Origin of the sequence: Kothea flammea (assembly GCF_052161645.1) — a bacterium.
Classification (GTDB): Bacteria; Planctomycetota; Planctomycetia; order Pirellulales; family Pirellulaceae; genus Laterigemmans.
The window spans coordinates 7,387,983-7,403,387 of the sequence record NZ_CP197414.1 but is presented as its reverse complement, the minus strand read 5'-3'; the positions used below and the strand labels follow the sequence as shown (position 1 = coordinate 7,403,387).

General features: G+C 55.4%; 8 protein-coding genes. 6 read left to right on the top strand and 2 right to left on the bottom strand.

Annotated elements, in window-relative coordinates; genetic code table 11:
• Positions 1 to 129 precede the first annotated feature (129 nt).
• Positions 130 to 546, top strand: a complete 417-nt coding sequence (locus SH139x_RS27635) for a hypothetical protein (RefSeq protein ID WP_488352944.1) — start codon at positions 130 to 132, stop codon at positions 544 to 546.
• A gap of 125 nt (positions 547 to 671) precedes the next feature.
• Here the strand turns inward: SH139x_RS27635 and SH139x_RS27630 are convergent, their stop codons facing one another.
• Together SH139x_RS27630 and SH139x_RS27625 are read right to left on the bottom strand one after the other, a co-directional pair.
• Positions 672 to 2,483, bottom strand: coding sequence for a Y-family DNA polymerase (locus tag SH139x_RS27630; RefSeq protein ID WP_488352943.1), 1,812 nt, complete (start codon positions 2,481 to 2,483; stop codon positions 672 to 674).
• A complete protein-coding gene (locus SH139x_RS27625; RefSeq protein WP_488352942.1) occupies positions 2,386 to 3,327 on the bottom strand; it encodes an ImuA family protein in 942 nt (313 codons plus the stop codon). The genes SH139x_RS27630 and SH139x_RS27625 overlap by 98 nt, the downstream gene beginning before the upstream one ends.
• A gap of 347 nt (positions 3,328 to 3,674) precedes the next feature.
• Here SH139x_RS27625 and SH139x_RS27620 point away from each other — a divergent pair, with 347 nt between their 5' ends.
• The 5 genes from SH139x_RS27620 (at position 3,675) to SH139x_RS27600 (ending at position 15,405) form a co-directional block, all read left to right on the top strand.
• Positions 3,675 to 5,717 (top strand): ABC transporter ATP-binding protein, encoded by a 2,043-nt coding sequence (locus SH139x_RS27620; RefSeq protein WP_488352941.1) that lies wholly within the window; start codon positions 3,675 to 3,677, stop codon positions 5,715 to 5,717.
• A 249-nt stretch (positions 5,718 to 5,966) separates the two neighbouring features.
• Positions 5,967 to 7,229: a site-2 protease family protein gene (locus SH139x_RS27615; protein ID WP_488352940.1), complete on the top strand. Its 1,263-nt coding sequence runs from the start codon at positions 5,967 to 5,969 to the stop codon at positions 7,227 to 7,229.
• 173 nt (positions 7,230 to 7,402) lie between these two features.
• Positions 7,403 to 8,050 carry a hypothetical protein gene (locus SH139x_RS27610; protein WP_488352939.1) on the top strand — a complete coding sequence of 216 codons (648 nt, stop codon included), beginning with the start codon at positions 7,403 to 7,405 and terminating at the stop codon, positions 8,048 to 8,050.
• Positions 8,047 to 10,176 (top strand): flotillin family protein, encoded by a 2,130-nt coding sequence (locus tag SH139x_RS27605; protein ID WP_488352938.1) that lies wholly within the window; start codon positions 8,047 to 8,049, stop codon positions 10,174 to 10,176. The genes SH139x_RS27610 and SH139x_RS27605 overlap by 4 nt, the downstream gene beginning before the upstream one ends.
• Positions 10,177 to 15,405 (top strand): DNA repair ATPase, encoded by a 5,229-nt coding sequence (locus SH139x_RS27600; RefSeq protein WP_488352937.1) that lies wholly within the window; start codon positions 10,177 to 10,179, stop codon positions 15,403 to 15,405.

Below are 15,405 nucleotides of genomic sequence, written 5' to 3'. Positions count from 1 at the left end.
GCTAGGTAACCATGCCCGGTCAGCGGAGCTGAGTAGAATTACTCATATTCGTTGGCCGAGTTGGGGAAAATAACGTAGAATTCAGCTGACTCGAAATTTGCCACATTTCCCTCTTGCGCTCGGTTTATCATGTGGTTTGCATTCGATTTGATCGACGATGGTCAGATCAGTCCTCAAGCGTTTGTCTCGGCGCTCAGGCATCAAATGCGATGCCGTCGCCCGTTGGGACAGATTGCCGTCGAGCACGGCATGATGACGATGGCGGAGGTCTTTGACGTGTTGGCTCATCAAAGTGAGCACAACGAACCGTTTGGCCACCTAGCCGTCGAACTCGGCTATTTGGAACGTGAGCAGCTCAGCGAATTGATCATTTCACAACTAGAGACGATGCCCCCCTTGGAAGACATTTTAGTCGAAGCGGGCGCCGTGCGGCGCGAAGTGCTCGATGAGACGATCGAACGTTTGCGGGCCCAACTGGGTGTGCTGCGTGAACGTCAATACGAAGCGATTGCAGAAGTTGTCAAGCATCCAGGTGAACAGTCGTAGCGTTTCCCTTGTTAGCGGTTTTGGCGCTAGCCACCGTTTGTTTGCGCGGCGGTAGTTCGTTCAAGACGAGAACCGGGGCTAGCGCCCAAACGGCTAACCCCCAGACAACCGTTCGCGGTTTTGTGTCAGGCGAAGTAGCCGTGCAGGAACCAACTATGGCTTCGCAAATCACGATAAATCCATAACCATCTTCCATCGACCGTTTCCAATCGATAGTAATCGCGGCGGTGCAGCGGGCCGTGCCACCAGCCTGTCTCCAACCGCTCCGGCCCCCAGTAGCGCGCCAATTGATACGTTCTGCCGGCCAAGCGAAATTTCTCAGGTGGTTGCTGCTGATAGGGTGCCGGTTGTTGGTCGGGTTGAGATGCGATCTCGCGGTTGAGGTTGCCAGAGTCCAGCGGATGAATGCGTTGGGGATGTGGCAATAAGTTCAACGGGCGGCGGAGAGGATCGCCCGGGCTGGCAGTCGTCGCGCCTGGTTGCGTTGAATGCTCGATTGAATGTTCGGGTGAATGCTCGAGTGGTTGAATGCTTTGGCGACGACGGTTTGTGTTGTCACGTTTATTTTCTTTGCCATGTTTGCGGCGTTGAGGCTGGGGGCGACCCGGGACGATTGTTCCCGGCGGTTGACCGGTCAGGGGACGCAAGCGTATGGCCGCTTCGGGGAGTGGATTATGGGTGGCTTCGATGCCCAGCACGCGCTCTCGCCCCAAGCGTCCGCTGAGTGCATCGATTAATTGGGCTAACTCCACCAGCGAACCGACTGGGCCCGCTTCGATGCCGTCAAGGGTCGGTTGTCGCACACCCAATGGCCCCGACATGGTAACGGTGACGGTCAAGCGATGGGCCATGGCTGGCAAACGTTGCTGTGTCAGGTGCCCGCGGAATAATCGCATCAGATGCTCCGCGTCAGCGGTCGGAGTGAATAACCCTAAGCGAAATTCTACCGCCGGAGCGGCCTGCAGCTCCAAGCGACAGCTGATCCGCAGCGCACCGTATTGCCGTTTGGCTAAACTGTCAGCGATTTTCTCAATGAGCTGCTCTAAGTGGTGCCCCAAAATATCTTGATCCGCGGTCGGATATTCCAGTTCGGTAGTCAGGCGGTTGCTGGCAGCCGCGTGGTGCATGGGGAGCGGTTCATCGATTTCACCCAGCGCTTGATCGAGCCGCTGCAGCAGCGTGATCCCCAGCCGGCTGGCCAAGCCACTGCGGGGAAGACGCCGGAGCGCTTCGATGTGATGAATGCCTAATCGCCGCAGCAGCTTGGTCGTCTCGCTGCGAACTCTCAAGGCGGCGATCGGCAAGTTGGCTAGCGCGGCGGCTTGTTCGCCAGCGGGAACCAACCAGGCTAAAAAGTCCTCCAGCTGGAATAGTGATGGCATCTGGGGTGGTGTGTAATGCGCCACTGCCCATGCCGCGGCGGCCGTGTCAGCGATTGCCAGCCGTGGTTGATAGCCGCATTTGTTGACGAACTCAGTCACCTCGCGTAACAAGCAATCCTCACCACCAAACAACGCGCTGACCCCGGTAACATCCATCAATAACGCTTGCGGTTGATGCAGGACTTGACCGGCCCACAGGAAATCATCGAGCGGCTCCAGCGCGATCAGCGGGCTGAATTGCTCAGCACACCGCTCGGCCAGATCGTACAAAGCTTCCATGTCGGCTTGGCTGTCATGTGGCTCCAAGCAAATCTCCGCCGCCATGATACCGCGGAGCAACGAGTCGGCTTGGCTGAGCGGCATGTTAGTGCGGACACCGACAGCCGCCGCCAACGGACAGCGAGCAACGACGAGGCGGCCGCGACGTGGATCGGCTCCCCACAGCACGGTCGGTCTGTCAGGCGAGTCGTCGCTGCGGTTGCTGGCGATCAGACGTTGGACGGGCCAATTGGGCAACCAAAGGCAAAGCAGCCGTTTGTTGATCGTTCGACGCATGATGAACTCGCCCGCCAGAATCAATATCTAAAACCACGCTCGCTCCTGAACGACCGCCGCGACAACGTACTAAGCGAGCTTCCAGGCGTCGCTGAATCGTGACCGGCGGCCAACTCGTTTCACCCCCGCTGGAAAAGTGATTCGCCGTTAATTTATTGCCGGGCAGACTCCGCACATGCCAGCGAACTTCCGCCCAACTCGGTTCGTTTAAGGCCACGCGAGGACGCAACCAAAGCCCCAAGGTGTTGCCCAGTTCGGCCGCCAACTGCAGCCGTCGCGCTTCACGATCATCGAGCCGCTCCAAGTGTCCCCAAACAACTGTGACCGCCGGATTGCGGAGCGCCTGATCGGCCGCCCACAAAGCATCGGCTCGATTGGCTGGGCGGACCACAATCATCCGTTCCGTCGGTATCCCGGCCGCTGCCGCCGCGGGCGGGTAAAATGTCCCAGCTAAGTCCAGAATCACCATCTGGCCTGTGGCTAGGGAGACGCTTGAGTTTGCCAGGGATGAGGTAGTTGGCAGCAAAGCGCTGCGAGCGGCTAGCAGGGAAAGCCAACCTCCGCCCCCGCCAGGCTCCTGCTCGACCCACTCGTTAAGTGTGCCCGGAGCCAAGCCGCCTCCCGGCAACATGGCATCCAAAACGGCACAACCGCAAGAAATCTGAGTTGCCGAAGTGGCTCGCGTGGCCGTTTCCAAAGAAGTCACTTGACGACGCAGCGAGGCGACTAATTGCCTCGCTTCGGCGGCAGCCGACAGGGGTTCGCTGGCAACAGGGGGTTCGCTGGCAACTTCCTCAACAGCTATTTCTTCGCTGGGCCATAACTCCAGTTGGTTGATCGCCATCGTGGTCGGTCCCGGTGCAAGTTGAAAAACGAACAGCAACAAAAGGTCCCCTGTGAACTCTTGTATCGTCCTGTGGTAATGCTAGCAAAAAACAAAATGGTGTCCATTTGTTTCTTTTCTAAAAAACCATTCAGGGGGTTAGCCAGTCAGGGGACCGGGAGCGTAATTGGTCGGTCGGACACCTTTGGTCACAGCGAGCGAAAAAAGTCAAAAAAATATTGATTGCACGCCCAAATTGATTCGGATTGATTCTGGGAACCACTGTTTGTTACGCTGGGAAAAAATTTGTGCTGTGGTCCGTCGTCGTCAGCGGCTGGCCGGCAACCTTTGGGCAGGGAAGGCCAAGGATGAAAGACTTTCTCCAGGTAATGCGACTTGTGCTTCGTCGGCGATGGGCGTTGGGCTGTTGCCTCCTCTCGTCGTTCTTGGTGGCCCTGTTGTGGGGCGCCAACATTTCCGCAGTCTTTCCGATGGTGGAGGTCATTTTTGAGGGCAAAGGGGCGGCCAATTACATTCAGACCCAAGTGGCTGAAAATGAGCGGAAGGCGAATGAGGCAGCTCAAATAGTTGGCGATTTGCAGCTGCGTTTGGTTGAGATCGCAGCTGCCCAGGCCACCGCTCTCGACGACCGGCAAGCCACCCGCTTGGCGGCGGAACGTCAGGATTTAGATTGGCGTATCGAAGCGGAGCAATTGAAAGAGACGACCTACCGGAAATCGACCGAGACGCTGCGTTGGATTGAACCGTGGGCGAGCGAGCACTTGCCGACGACTCCTTTTCGCACTTTGGTGTTGGTCGTCGCGTTGTTGATCGCGGCAACCGTGATCAAGCTCATCGCGCTGACTATCAATCTGATGTTGGTTCAAGATTTGAGTCAGCGGGCTGCGATGCAGATGCGGGAAATCTTCTTTCGCCGCGCGCTCCGCCAAGATTTAGAACACTATGGTGAGGCCGGTTCCTCGGCATTGACTAGTCGCTTGACGGGTGATGTGAACGATCTTTCCATGGGGATCAGCATCGTGGTTGGCCGGCTGGTCCGCGAACCACTGAAGATGATCGTTTGTTTGGTCGGCGCGGGTATGATTTGTTGGCGATTGTTGCTGCTGACTTTCATCGTCGCCCCGCTGGTCGGCTTTGTGATTCAAACACTGAGTCGGGCGATTCGCCGTAGCAGCCGTCGGGTCATGGAAGAGATGACTCAGCTGTATGGAATGCTTAGCGAGATGTTTGCCGGCATCAGAATTGTGCGTGCTTATAATACGGAGAGTTACGAGCGGGCGCGCTTCCGCCAAGGGGCTGGGAAGTACTATCGCAAATCGATGAAAGTGGCTTTTTATAATGCAGCTAGCCGTTTTGCCACGGAAGCTTTGGGAACCACCATCATTTGCATTGGTTTATTGGCGGGTGGTTATCTGGTGCTCAACGGTGAAACCGCTTTGCTCGGAATTCAGATGCGAGCCACCCCGTTGAGCGTGGGTGAGATGATCTTATTCTTTGGGCTGTTAATCGGCGCTTCGGACCCCGCCAGAAAGCTGAGCGATGTGTGGAGCAATCTGCAACGCGGGATCGCCGCTTCGGAACGATTGATGGAAGTGGTCAATGCACCAGTTCGCGTGCGTGAGCCAGCCGATCCCCAAACCGTTGCCAGGCCACATCAGCTGCTGGCTTTTCGCAATGTCAACTTCAGCTATCCGACTGGCCCTCAAGTGCTCGACAATTTGGAACTGGAGATTCCCCATGGTCAAAGCTTGGCGGTGGTCGGTCCGAATGGTTCTGGGAAGAGCACCTTGGTCAGCCTGCTGTGTCGCTTTGATGATCCGAGTTGTGGTGAAGTTACCATCGATGGGATCAGCATTCGGGATATTCGCAGTCGCGATTTACGAAAACGCATCGGTTTGGTGACTCAGCGGACGGTGATCTTTGACGATACGATCTTGAACAATATTCGTTATGGTTCTCCGCGGGCTTCGCGGGAGGATGCTATTCGAGCGGCTCGCCAAGCGTATGCCGATGAATTCATTCAAAGTAAAACCCCCGCTGGCTATGATTCGATGCTCGGTACCGCGGGCACGAGGTTATCAGGTGGGCAGATGCAGCGATTGGCGCTGGCGCGTGCTTTCCTTCGCAACCCAGACATTTTGGTGTTGGACGAAGCGACCAGCCAAATCGATATCGAGAGCGAGCAATTGATTCACACCGCGCTAGCTGAGTTCCTCGTGGGGCGAACGGGGATCATGATCACCCACCGTTCCAGCACGTTAGCGCTTGCTGATCGGGTAGCGGTTCTTGAGCATGGTCGGGTCAGTGATCAAGGGAGTCGGGAAGAATTGCTGCAACGCAACGCCTTCTTCCGGAGTTTGTGTGGTACCAGTCAAGCCAAGGCGGCTTAGCATCGCCTATCTTGCCTGAATCGCCGCGACTTGGCCCTCATTCCCTCGGCGAGCGGCTAGAATTGAATGCGAATTCTCTCCGCAAGCCATTTGCCGCTGGGACGTTAGCTGCGGTCCAGTTTGGTCCGCGGAGAGAGAATGAAGCGAGGGAAATCGTGACGGGAATCGGTCAAGCTGAATTCCCATGAACACGTCTCACTCCGTACCGTAGAATATACGGAAAGCTCTACCCGCACTGGCTGGCCCCGCATGTTTCGTCGTCACATCGCCAATCGTCTCAATATTGGCCGCTACCTCGGTATTGACCTGTACATCCACTGGTCTTTCTGGTTGTTGATGTTGGGTGTTGGCGCGTCGAGCATGTTTGCCGCTGGCGAGCAAACCGATGCGGGCTGGGTCGCCGGCTGGCAAACCCAGCAAGGTTGGTTGGCGGCTGGGACCTCCATGGCGCAGATTGCTGTGCTTTTCCTGTGTGTCACTTTGCACGAGTATGGTCATGCCATGATGGCGCGACGATTTGGCGTGCAGACGGTTGACATTACTTTGTTGCCGATCGGCGGTGTGGCGAGGTTGGAACGGATGCCGAGGAAGCCCATTCAAGAGTTTCTGGTCGCGGTTGCCGGTCCGGCTGTCAACGTGGTGATTGCTGCGCTCACGGCGGTCGCTTTGTTTTTCGTTTTTCGCGCCGAAGATGTGGCCTCGTTTGATGAGGCGCTTGTGATTATTGGCGAGCATCCGCTGGGATGGTTGCTGTTGATCAATCTGGCTTTGGTGATCTTCAACATGGTGCCTGCCTTTCCGATGGATGGTGGCCGGGTCTTTCGCTCCTTTTTGGCGATGTTGACTGATTATGGAACCGCTACCTATTTGGCTTCGCGGATTGGTTTTGTGATCGCCTTGCTGATGGCCGGCTTGGGCATTTATTTTCAAATGTACACCGTCATCCTGGTCTCTGGATTTATCGCCTACGCGGGTTCGGTGGAGGCCCGCCAAGTTGCTCTTGGAGAAGCCATGCGAGGCATGCGCGTGGAGCATTGGTTGGAGCCTGCAACGCAATCGGTCGGAGCCATGGATCGCGTGCAGGACTTGGTCGACAGTTTTGCGATTACTGGAAACCCCAGCCTGCCTGTTTGCGGCGTTGAAGGCTACTTTCTGGGAATGCTTGATCGTGCGGCCGTCGTGGAGGCTGCGGAGCAGGATGATTGGGACCGCATTGCTACCGATCTGATGCGCGACGACGAGCCCATCTTCCAGGCACCAGGTAATCTGGAACCACAATTGGCCGGTTTTCAAACCCCTCCCAGCGGTCCGGTGCCGGTGGTAGACGCCTCCGGGCGATTGGTCGGCATCATCCGCTTGGAACGGGTCCTCAGCCACGTCGTTGCCTTGCGTGGGAATCGAAAGCTTGCCAAGCAAGCTGCCGCTGAAACGCCAATCGAAGCGGCACTTATCCAGCGTTCTCCAGCAGTCGAGCGGCTCGCTCAGCAGTCGCGGCGTGATTTCTCCGGCTAGCCGCTGCTAGATTTTCGGCGATAACTTTGTTGCTTAATTTGCCGATTCGGCCGGATTGACCGTCGGGCGAGGATTATACTCAATTCCTCGCGCCCGGTTCTGCGGGCATTCCCGCCTAATGCTTTGGCAGCATGTACCATTGGGGGCGTCGGCAACGAGGGAACACAACAGCGATGTTTGAATCGATTAGTCAGTTTCTGCAAATTTGCTTTACCGGCCCCGTCTGGCCCGCTAGCGTTTTAATCTGCCTACTGCTCGCATATTGCGTGCTAATCTTCATGGGTTTGGCTGACGGAGATTTTGAAGTTGCCGATGCCGATGGTGACGGAATAGCCGGCTTTGCAGATTCCGCCGGTTCGCTGGGAGCGGCATCGATTCGCTGGCTCAACCTGGACACGATACCGGTGTTCATCTGGATGAGCGTGTTCGGCTTTTGCTGGTGGTTGCTGTCGCTGTTGCTCTGGGAAGGATTTGATAGTGATCGCTATCAGCCGTTGTTGTTGACCAGCGTGATTCTAGCGAGCAGAAATCTGGTGTTGTCAGTCACGATTACCAAATTTTTGACGCTACCGATGCGTGGTTGGTTCGAGCGTTCGACCGCTTTTCGTACCGATCAGATCGTCGGCCAAATATGCGAAATTGAGACCGGCGAGGCCACCACTGAGTTTGGACGGGCCCGCTTTAAAACTGATGGAGCGCCGCTGCTGTTAAATATCCGCACAACGGGCGAAACCTTGGTGAAAGGCCAGCTCGCAGAAATTATCGACTTTGATCCCACCGCAAGAGTCTATACGGTCCAATCCCACGAGGCAGGTAAATGATAACGTCCCTGTTGGCTTTTGAGATTTTCTCTTGGCAATTCGCCTTAATTGTCGCCGCGGTTGCCTTCGTACTGCTGCTTGGTGCAGTCGTTGTACTCAGTTCGTTCTATGTCAAGGTTGGCCCTGACGAAGCATTGATTGTGACCGGTGGCAAACGTGATATGCGCGTGGTGACCGGTGGGGGCATGATTGTCATTCCCGTTTTTCATCACAAAGAGCGGATGGATTTAACGCTGAAAAGCTTTGAGATTGCTCGCCAAGGGTCGGAGGGGCTGATTTGTTGCGATAACATCCGCGCCGACATCAAGGTTGCCTTCTTTATTCGGGTCGATAAAACCGAGAGTGAAATTCGCGAGGTCGCACAGTCGATCGGGGCCAAGCGGTGCAGCCAAATTGATACCTTGCGAGAACTCTTTGACGCCAAATTCAGCGAAGCCTTGAAAACCGTTGGTAAGCAGTTTGATTTCGTCGATCTTTATGATAAACGCGATCAGTTTAAGGATCAGATTCTTAAAGTTATTGGGACGGATCTAAATGGCTACCGACTCGATGATGCGGCAATCGACTATCTCGAACAGACACCGCTCGAATTGTTGAATCCCAACAATATTTTGGATGCCGAGGGCATCAAGAAGATTACCGAGTTGACTGCCACGGAGAAGGTTAAGGAAAACCAATTCACTCGCGACAAAGAAAAGACTCTTAAGAAGCAAGACGTCGAGGCGGAAGAAACCATTCTTTCGCTCGAACGCCAACGCGTTGAAGCTGTTGAAAAGCAAAAACGCGAGATCGCCGAAATTGAATCGCGCGAGCATGCTGCGGCCACCAAGGTCCGCGAAGAGCAACGTCTGTTGGCGGAACAAGCCCGCATCGCTACCGAAGAAGAATTGGGCATCGCCGAAGAGAACAAGCAACGCCAAGTGCTGGTGGCTCAACGCAACAAAGAAAAGACCGATGGCGTGGAGTTGGAGCGAGTCGAGCGTGATCGTTTGCTAGAAGCCACCGAACGTGAACGCGTTGTCGGCGTGGCTCAAGTTGAAAAGGAAAAAGCGATCGAGGTTGAAAAGCGAAACATTCAAGAGGTCATCCGAGAACGCGTGGCGGTCGAACGGGCCGTGGTCGAAGAGCAAGAATTGATCAAGGATACTGAGGAAAAAGCGGCCGCCGAGCGATTGAAATCGGTGCAAATCACGGCAGCCGAAATGACGGCCGAAGAAGCTTTGATACGCGAAACCAAAGCCGCCGAAGCTGCCAAACGTTCTAGCGAACTGTTAGCCGAGAAGATTCGCATCGAAGCGGATGCCAATCGAGACGCCGCCGAACGCGATACGCAAGCCACCAAGATGTTGGCCGAAGCCGAAACAGCGCGGGCCGCCGCCAGCGGTTTGGCCGATGTCCGCGTGATGGAAGCACGAGCCACAGCCCTCGAGAAGGAAGGCAACGCGGAGGCCAACGTGACTGAAAAGAAAGCAGTTGCCGAAGCCAAGGGTACCGCCGCAAAGGCCGAGGCGCTGGAGAAGCAAGGCTTGGCAGAAGCACATGTCATGCAACAAAAATTCTCCAGCGAAGCCATTGGTATCACCGAAAAGGCCGAAGCCATGAAGAAGCTCGATGGAGTCGGCAAAGAGCACGAAGAATTCAAACTGCGGCTTGATAAAGAGAAGGCAGTGGAAATTGCCGCTATCAGCGCACAAAAGGACATCGCTTCATCGCAAGCCAGCGTTATCGGCGACGCACTCAAGGCGGCACGCATCGATATCGTGGGAGGTGATGGAGAATTCTTTGATCAGATTACTTCCGCGGTGAAGGGTGGCAAAGCAATCGACCGCTTCGTTTACAACAGCCGGGTCGCCACGGACGTCAAGGACACCTTCTTTAATGGCAATCCAGAGTACTTTCAGGGCAAGTTGATGGAGTTGGTCGAGCAGTTCCAACTTGATGCCAACGATATCAAAGATCTTTCCATCGCGGCTCTGATTGCGAAATTAATGGGCTTGGCAAATACCGACGATATTCGCGGGCAACTCTCCAGTTTGTTGGGGATGGCCGGCAGTGCGGGATTCGCCGATAAACCACTTGGCTATCTCCAGGCGAAGCCGAAATCGAGCACCAACGGAGCTAGCTAAATGGCTTCAGCGGAGCAACTCGATGCGGGCACCTACGAGGTGCTCCGCGGGCGGCTGAGGTCGTCGGCGGACGATTTACGGCAACGTATTGATCGTCTCAACGCGGCGCGGGCGGAGGTCTTCGGGAACATCGAGCCCAAGTTGGTCGAGACGGTCCGCGTAACGACCGAGCATAATTGTGTCCCGGTCGACCTCGCCGCCGTCGGTAACCGTTTTTTGTTCGGTTACAACGTTCAGTTCGGCCTGAAAACGGAAACGCATCTGCACGATGTGTTGGCGGTTTACAAGTTTGAGGATCATCAATTTCATGCCGAACCGCTCGATTCGCTGCTCAACGACGAGCGATTCAGCCGTGATTTTCATGAACTTTATCGCTTCTATCGGGGGACTTACCTGGCGAGGTTTTTCTCCCACGGGCCTTTTTTGTACCTGGTCTTTCGCGTCGGAAAATCTCCCAGCGACATTAAGACCTTCAAATTCCGCCTCCCCGTTGGACAACAGGATCAGCCTCTAGAATACATTGATAACCGCAGCGAGCACGAGGTCTCCTATCCTCCGCAGCACGCTTTCGAGTGGAAACGGACAACTCGCGACTTACATCGCTACGGTGCCCATCCGCACATCGCTATCGAAGATCGTCTCTTTGTTGAATGCGTGGGTGGCGATCTGACGGTCAAGATAGAAGACAACACCGAAAGCGGTTACGGCATCTACGATGAGCCGGTCGAGAATGCTGACCAGACATTGGACGACGCAGAGATATATTATGCCCCGCTGGGCAATCTGATCTTGTTGAAGATTCGCCCTTACCAAGAGCGCGAATTTCGTCACCTTGTCTTTAATGCTAAAATTAATCGTGTCACCCGCATCGACGCGATTGCCCAGTCCTGCGTGCTGCTGCCTGACGATCATGGAATTATTTATTCGGGCGGATACTACCTGCAGAATGGCGATTCCAAGCAGTTTGATCACGGCCTGGAAGGGATGCTCTACGAGCGGACCCTAGCGGCCAGCAATGGGGAAGATTATCTCTTTTTGTTCTACACACGTGACAGCGGGACTTTCGTCCAATTGCGTTACAACGTGATTCGGCAAGAAGTTGACACGCCGCAAATTTGCAGTGGGCAAACCTTTTTCGAAGCGGGTGAAATGGTTTGCTTCCGCGCGCACGAAGAGCCTCAGAAGCACCACGCAATTCAAATTTGGCAGACACCCTTTGTTGGCGCCAACTATGTGCCCGACAGCGACACGGAGTCAATGCTCTACAAAATTGGCAATAAGGAACTCGTTCGCGGGATGTCTGAGTGCGCGGAGATCCTCTCACTGATCGATAAAGACGATAGCTACGAGGGGCTGTACGTCGATCTGGTAAAAAAGTCGGGTGATGTCCTCGATAGCTATTTTTGGCTCGCTAAAGAGGACACCCAACAACTATCGATTCCGCTGGCGACCATTCGCGATTCGGCCGCCGCCGCGGTGGAAGAGTTCGAGAAAGTTGTGCGGGTGCGGCGGGAGACCGAACAGCGCACGCGGCAGGTGGAGCAGGCTGTCGAGCAATTGCTGAAGTCGATTGACCGCGCTCGCTTCGAGGTGATCAACGACTATGTCAAGAATCTTGCCGAACTGCGAGAGCAGCGTGGACATGCGATAGGACTGCGTGAGCTGCGATACGTCGACGAGCAGCGGGTCGCCCATTTGGAAACAACCCTCGCCGAAAAAGCGGATCGGCTCAGCCGTCGTTGCGTCGATTTTTTGCTGACCGATAACGCTTTGGAACCCTATCGAGCCAGCGCCGAACAGCTCAGCGCTGACATCCAGTCGGTGGAGACGGTGGCCGCCGGGCGAAAGCTCGACGCCTCGATTGACGAGGCTGCCGGGCATCTCGAACTATTGACCGAAACCGTCTCCAATTTGCGCATCGATGACGCCACCAAACGAACGGGCATTATCGATAGCATCGGCGATGCGCTGGCCAGGCTTAATCGAATTCGGAGCAGTCTAAAGTCACGGCTGAACGAGTTGGTCGGGGTCGAAGGTCGCGCCGAGTTTGCCTCGCAGATCAAATTGTTGGACCAAACTAGCGCCGGTTATCTCGACGTCAGTGATTCGCCTGAAAAGTGTGACGAGTATCTGACAAAGCTGATGGTCCAGTTAGAAGAACTGGAAGGACGTTTTGCCGAATTTGATGAATTCGCCAGCCAGCTGACCGAAAAGCGTGAGGAACTTTACAACGCTTTTGAAACTCGCAAAGTCCAATTGGTTGAGGCGCGGAATCGACGAGCCGAGACGTTGGGTGCGGCGGCCGATCGCATTCTCGGCGGGATTCTCTCGCGGGTTCGCCGCATCGCATCGCTCGATGGAATTCATGCTTACTTCGCCTCGGATCTAATGGTCGAGAAGGTTCGTGGTATCGTGGACCAATTGACCGCCCTGGACGATATGGTGCGCGTGGAGGATTTGCGCAGCCGCTTGAAAACCATCCGCGAAGACGCGATTCGGCAATTGAAGGATCGTCAGGACTTGTTTGAGGAAGGTGGCGAGGCCATTCGGCTCGGGCAACATCGTTTCGCGGTCAATACGCAGACGGTTGATCTCACCACCGTGTTGCGGGATGGAGTGCTGTGCCTGCACTTAACGGGGACTCAATTTTTTGAACCGCTGGATCATCCTGACTTGATTGCGGCTAAGGATCTCTGGTCGCAAGAGTTGAGTAGTGAGAACCAGGAGGTATATCGCGCTGAGTATCTGGCCGTTGAATTATTCGATGCGGGGCTCGGACAGTCGCAAGCGTTGCCGGCGGTTCGTGAGGCGGTGGGACGGCGGTTAAGCGAGGGCTACGCCAAGGGTGTGCATGATGAAGACGCGGCAAAAATTCTCAGCACCTTGTGGGCAATTCACGGCCACATTGGGTTATTGAAATATTCTCCCGAGGTGCGAGCGGCGGGGCGTATTTGGTGGGATTTTCTCTCCGAGAAACCATTGAGAGCAGAGTTGCAACGGTGGATCGGTGGTTTTGCCAACTTGGCCCGGGCTTACCCGCGGGCTCAACCGGCCTTGGAGTTTCGTCGACGCCTGGAGGTCGAGCTACAAGCAACCGCCAAGTCGACAGAGTTTGGACAACTATTTGATTCAATCTTGTGGGCGGATGTTGCTAATTATTTGTTCGATGAATTGATTGGCGAGACCAACCCCGTGGTCAGCGGGCGAGGCTTGGGGCTCTATGAGCAATTTTTGGCCGCTTTGCCGGGCGACGACCGAGATGGATTGTTGGAGCAAACGATTGCCGGGCCCGATCGTTGCACCCTCGCCGCTCTGGTGTTGGCTCGCAACTGGGCCGCCGCGTTTCTGGACGAATATCAGTCTGATGACCTCGCCGATCCCGCCGCCGGTTACCTCGACGAACTGGCTTTTCTGATTCTGAGGGGCGGTGCCGGGGAATTGCACGCTGTCGATGCGGAGTTGGGTAAGCGATTAACCGATCTGGCCGGAGCCCATTCGCGAATCCAGTCGGGTGTGATGGCTGTGCATTACCATGAACTATTGGGGCGGGTGCGGCGTTATCAACGCGATGTGGTTCCCCGTTATCACCGCCTGCGTCAGGCCAAACATGATTTGTTGGAAGCCGCTCGTCATGACATGCGAGTCGAGGAGTTTAAACCACGTGTCTTGAGCAGTTTTGTCAGAAATCGCTTAATTGATGAAGTCTATCTACCACTGGTTGGCGACAACCTGGCAAAGCAAATCGGCGTGGCTGGAGAAGGCAAGCGAGTTGACCGTATGGGACTGTTATTGTTGGTCAGTCCTCCGGGTTATGGCAAAACGACATTGATGGAGTATATCGCCAATCGGCTGGGGTTGGTGTTTGTCAAAGTCAATGGCCCGGCCATTGGCCATGATGTCAAATCGTTAGATCCGAATGAAGCGCCGAACGCGGCAGCTCGTGAAGAAGTCATGCGGATTAACATGGCTTTGGAGATGGGTGACAACGTGATGTTATATTTGGATGACATCCAGCACACCCATCCAGAGTTGCTGCAAAAATTCATTTCCTTATGTGATGCCACGCGGAAGATCGAAGGAGTCTGGAAAGGTCGCACGCGGACCTATGATCTCCGCGGGCGACGTTTGGCCGTGGTGATGGCTGGTAACCCTTACACGGAAAGTGGCGAACGTTTCCAGATTCCCGATATGCTCAGCAACCGAGCGGACACTTATAATTTAGGGGAAACGATCGGCACGGCGATCGACGCGTTTGAGTCCAGTTACTTGGAGAACTGTCTCACCGGAAACCAAACATTGGCACCACTGGCGGCTGGCGACCCAGCCGATGTCCGGCAGCTGATCCGGGCGGCGGAAAGGAACAGTCCTGATGACATTAAGCTAGCCGGTGCCTGGTCGATGGACCAAGCAAGTGAGATGTTTGAGGTGATGCGGAAGTTGATCCTTGTCCGCGACGCGGTTTTGAAGGTTAACCGGCAGTATATCCGCAGCGCCGCCCAGGCGGATGCCTATCGAACGGAACCGCCCTTTAAGTTGCAGGGTAGCTATCGGAATATGAATCGCATTGCCGAACGTGTGGTTCCCGTGATGAACGAGCGGGAATTGCGATCGCTGCTGTTCAGCAATTATGAGCAGGATGCGCAGACTTTGACTGGCGACAACGAGGCCAACCTGCTCAAGTTTAAGGAGCTGATGGATACCTTGACGGCGGCTGAGAGTGAGCGTTGGGAAGCGATCAAGTACGCCTACGTTGAGAGTGTGCGAATGGGTGGCGTCGACGCTTCGGATAGCGTTGGCCAAGTGATGCGGCAATTGCAAGCGATGCGGGATGGCTTGGAGTCGATTCGGCGAGTCTTGCAACAAGGCATTGCCGCGCGCGGTGATTCGGCGACTCAGGAATTGATTGCCGAACATTTGGGGCGTCTCAGCGGCGTGTTGGCTGGAAACCAAGCACAACTTGGTGACGCGGTGCGAGATACCGCCGGGCAGCTACGCCAATTGGTCGAGCAATCAGCCAGCGATTCAACCGAACGTCGCGTGTTGGTGCAGCACAAGGTACCGCGCGTGTTGCTGGACGTGATCCGAGGTCAATTCCATCTGATTCAGGAGTGGCTGCGTCCGTTGGCCGCCGAGGCGCAGGGCCAGGGCCGCGAAGTCGAGCGACTCCGCACGGCCATCGAGCAGGTCGTCGTGCAATATGAAAGATTGAAGACCGAGTTAGGGGAATAG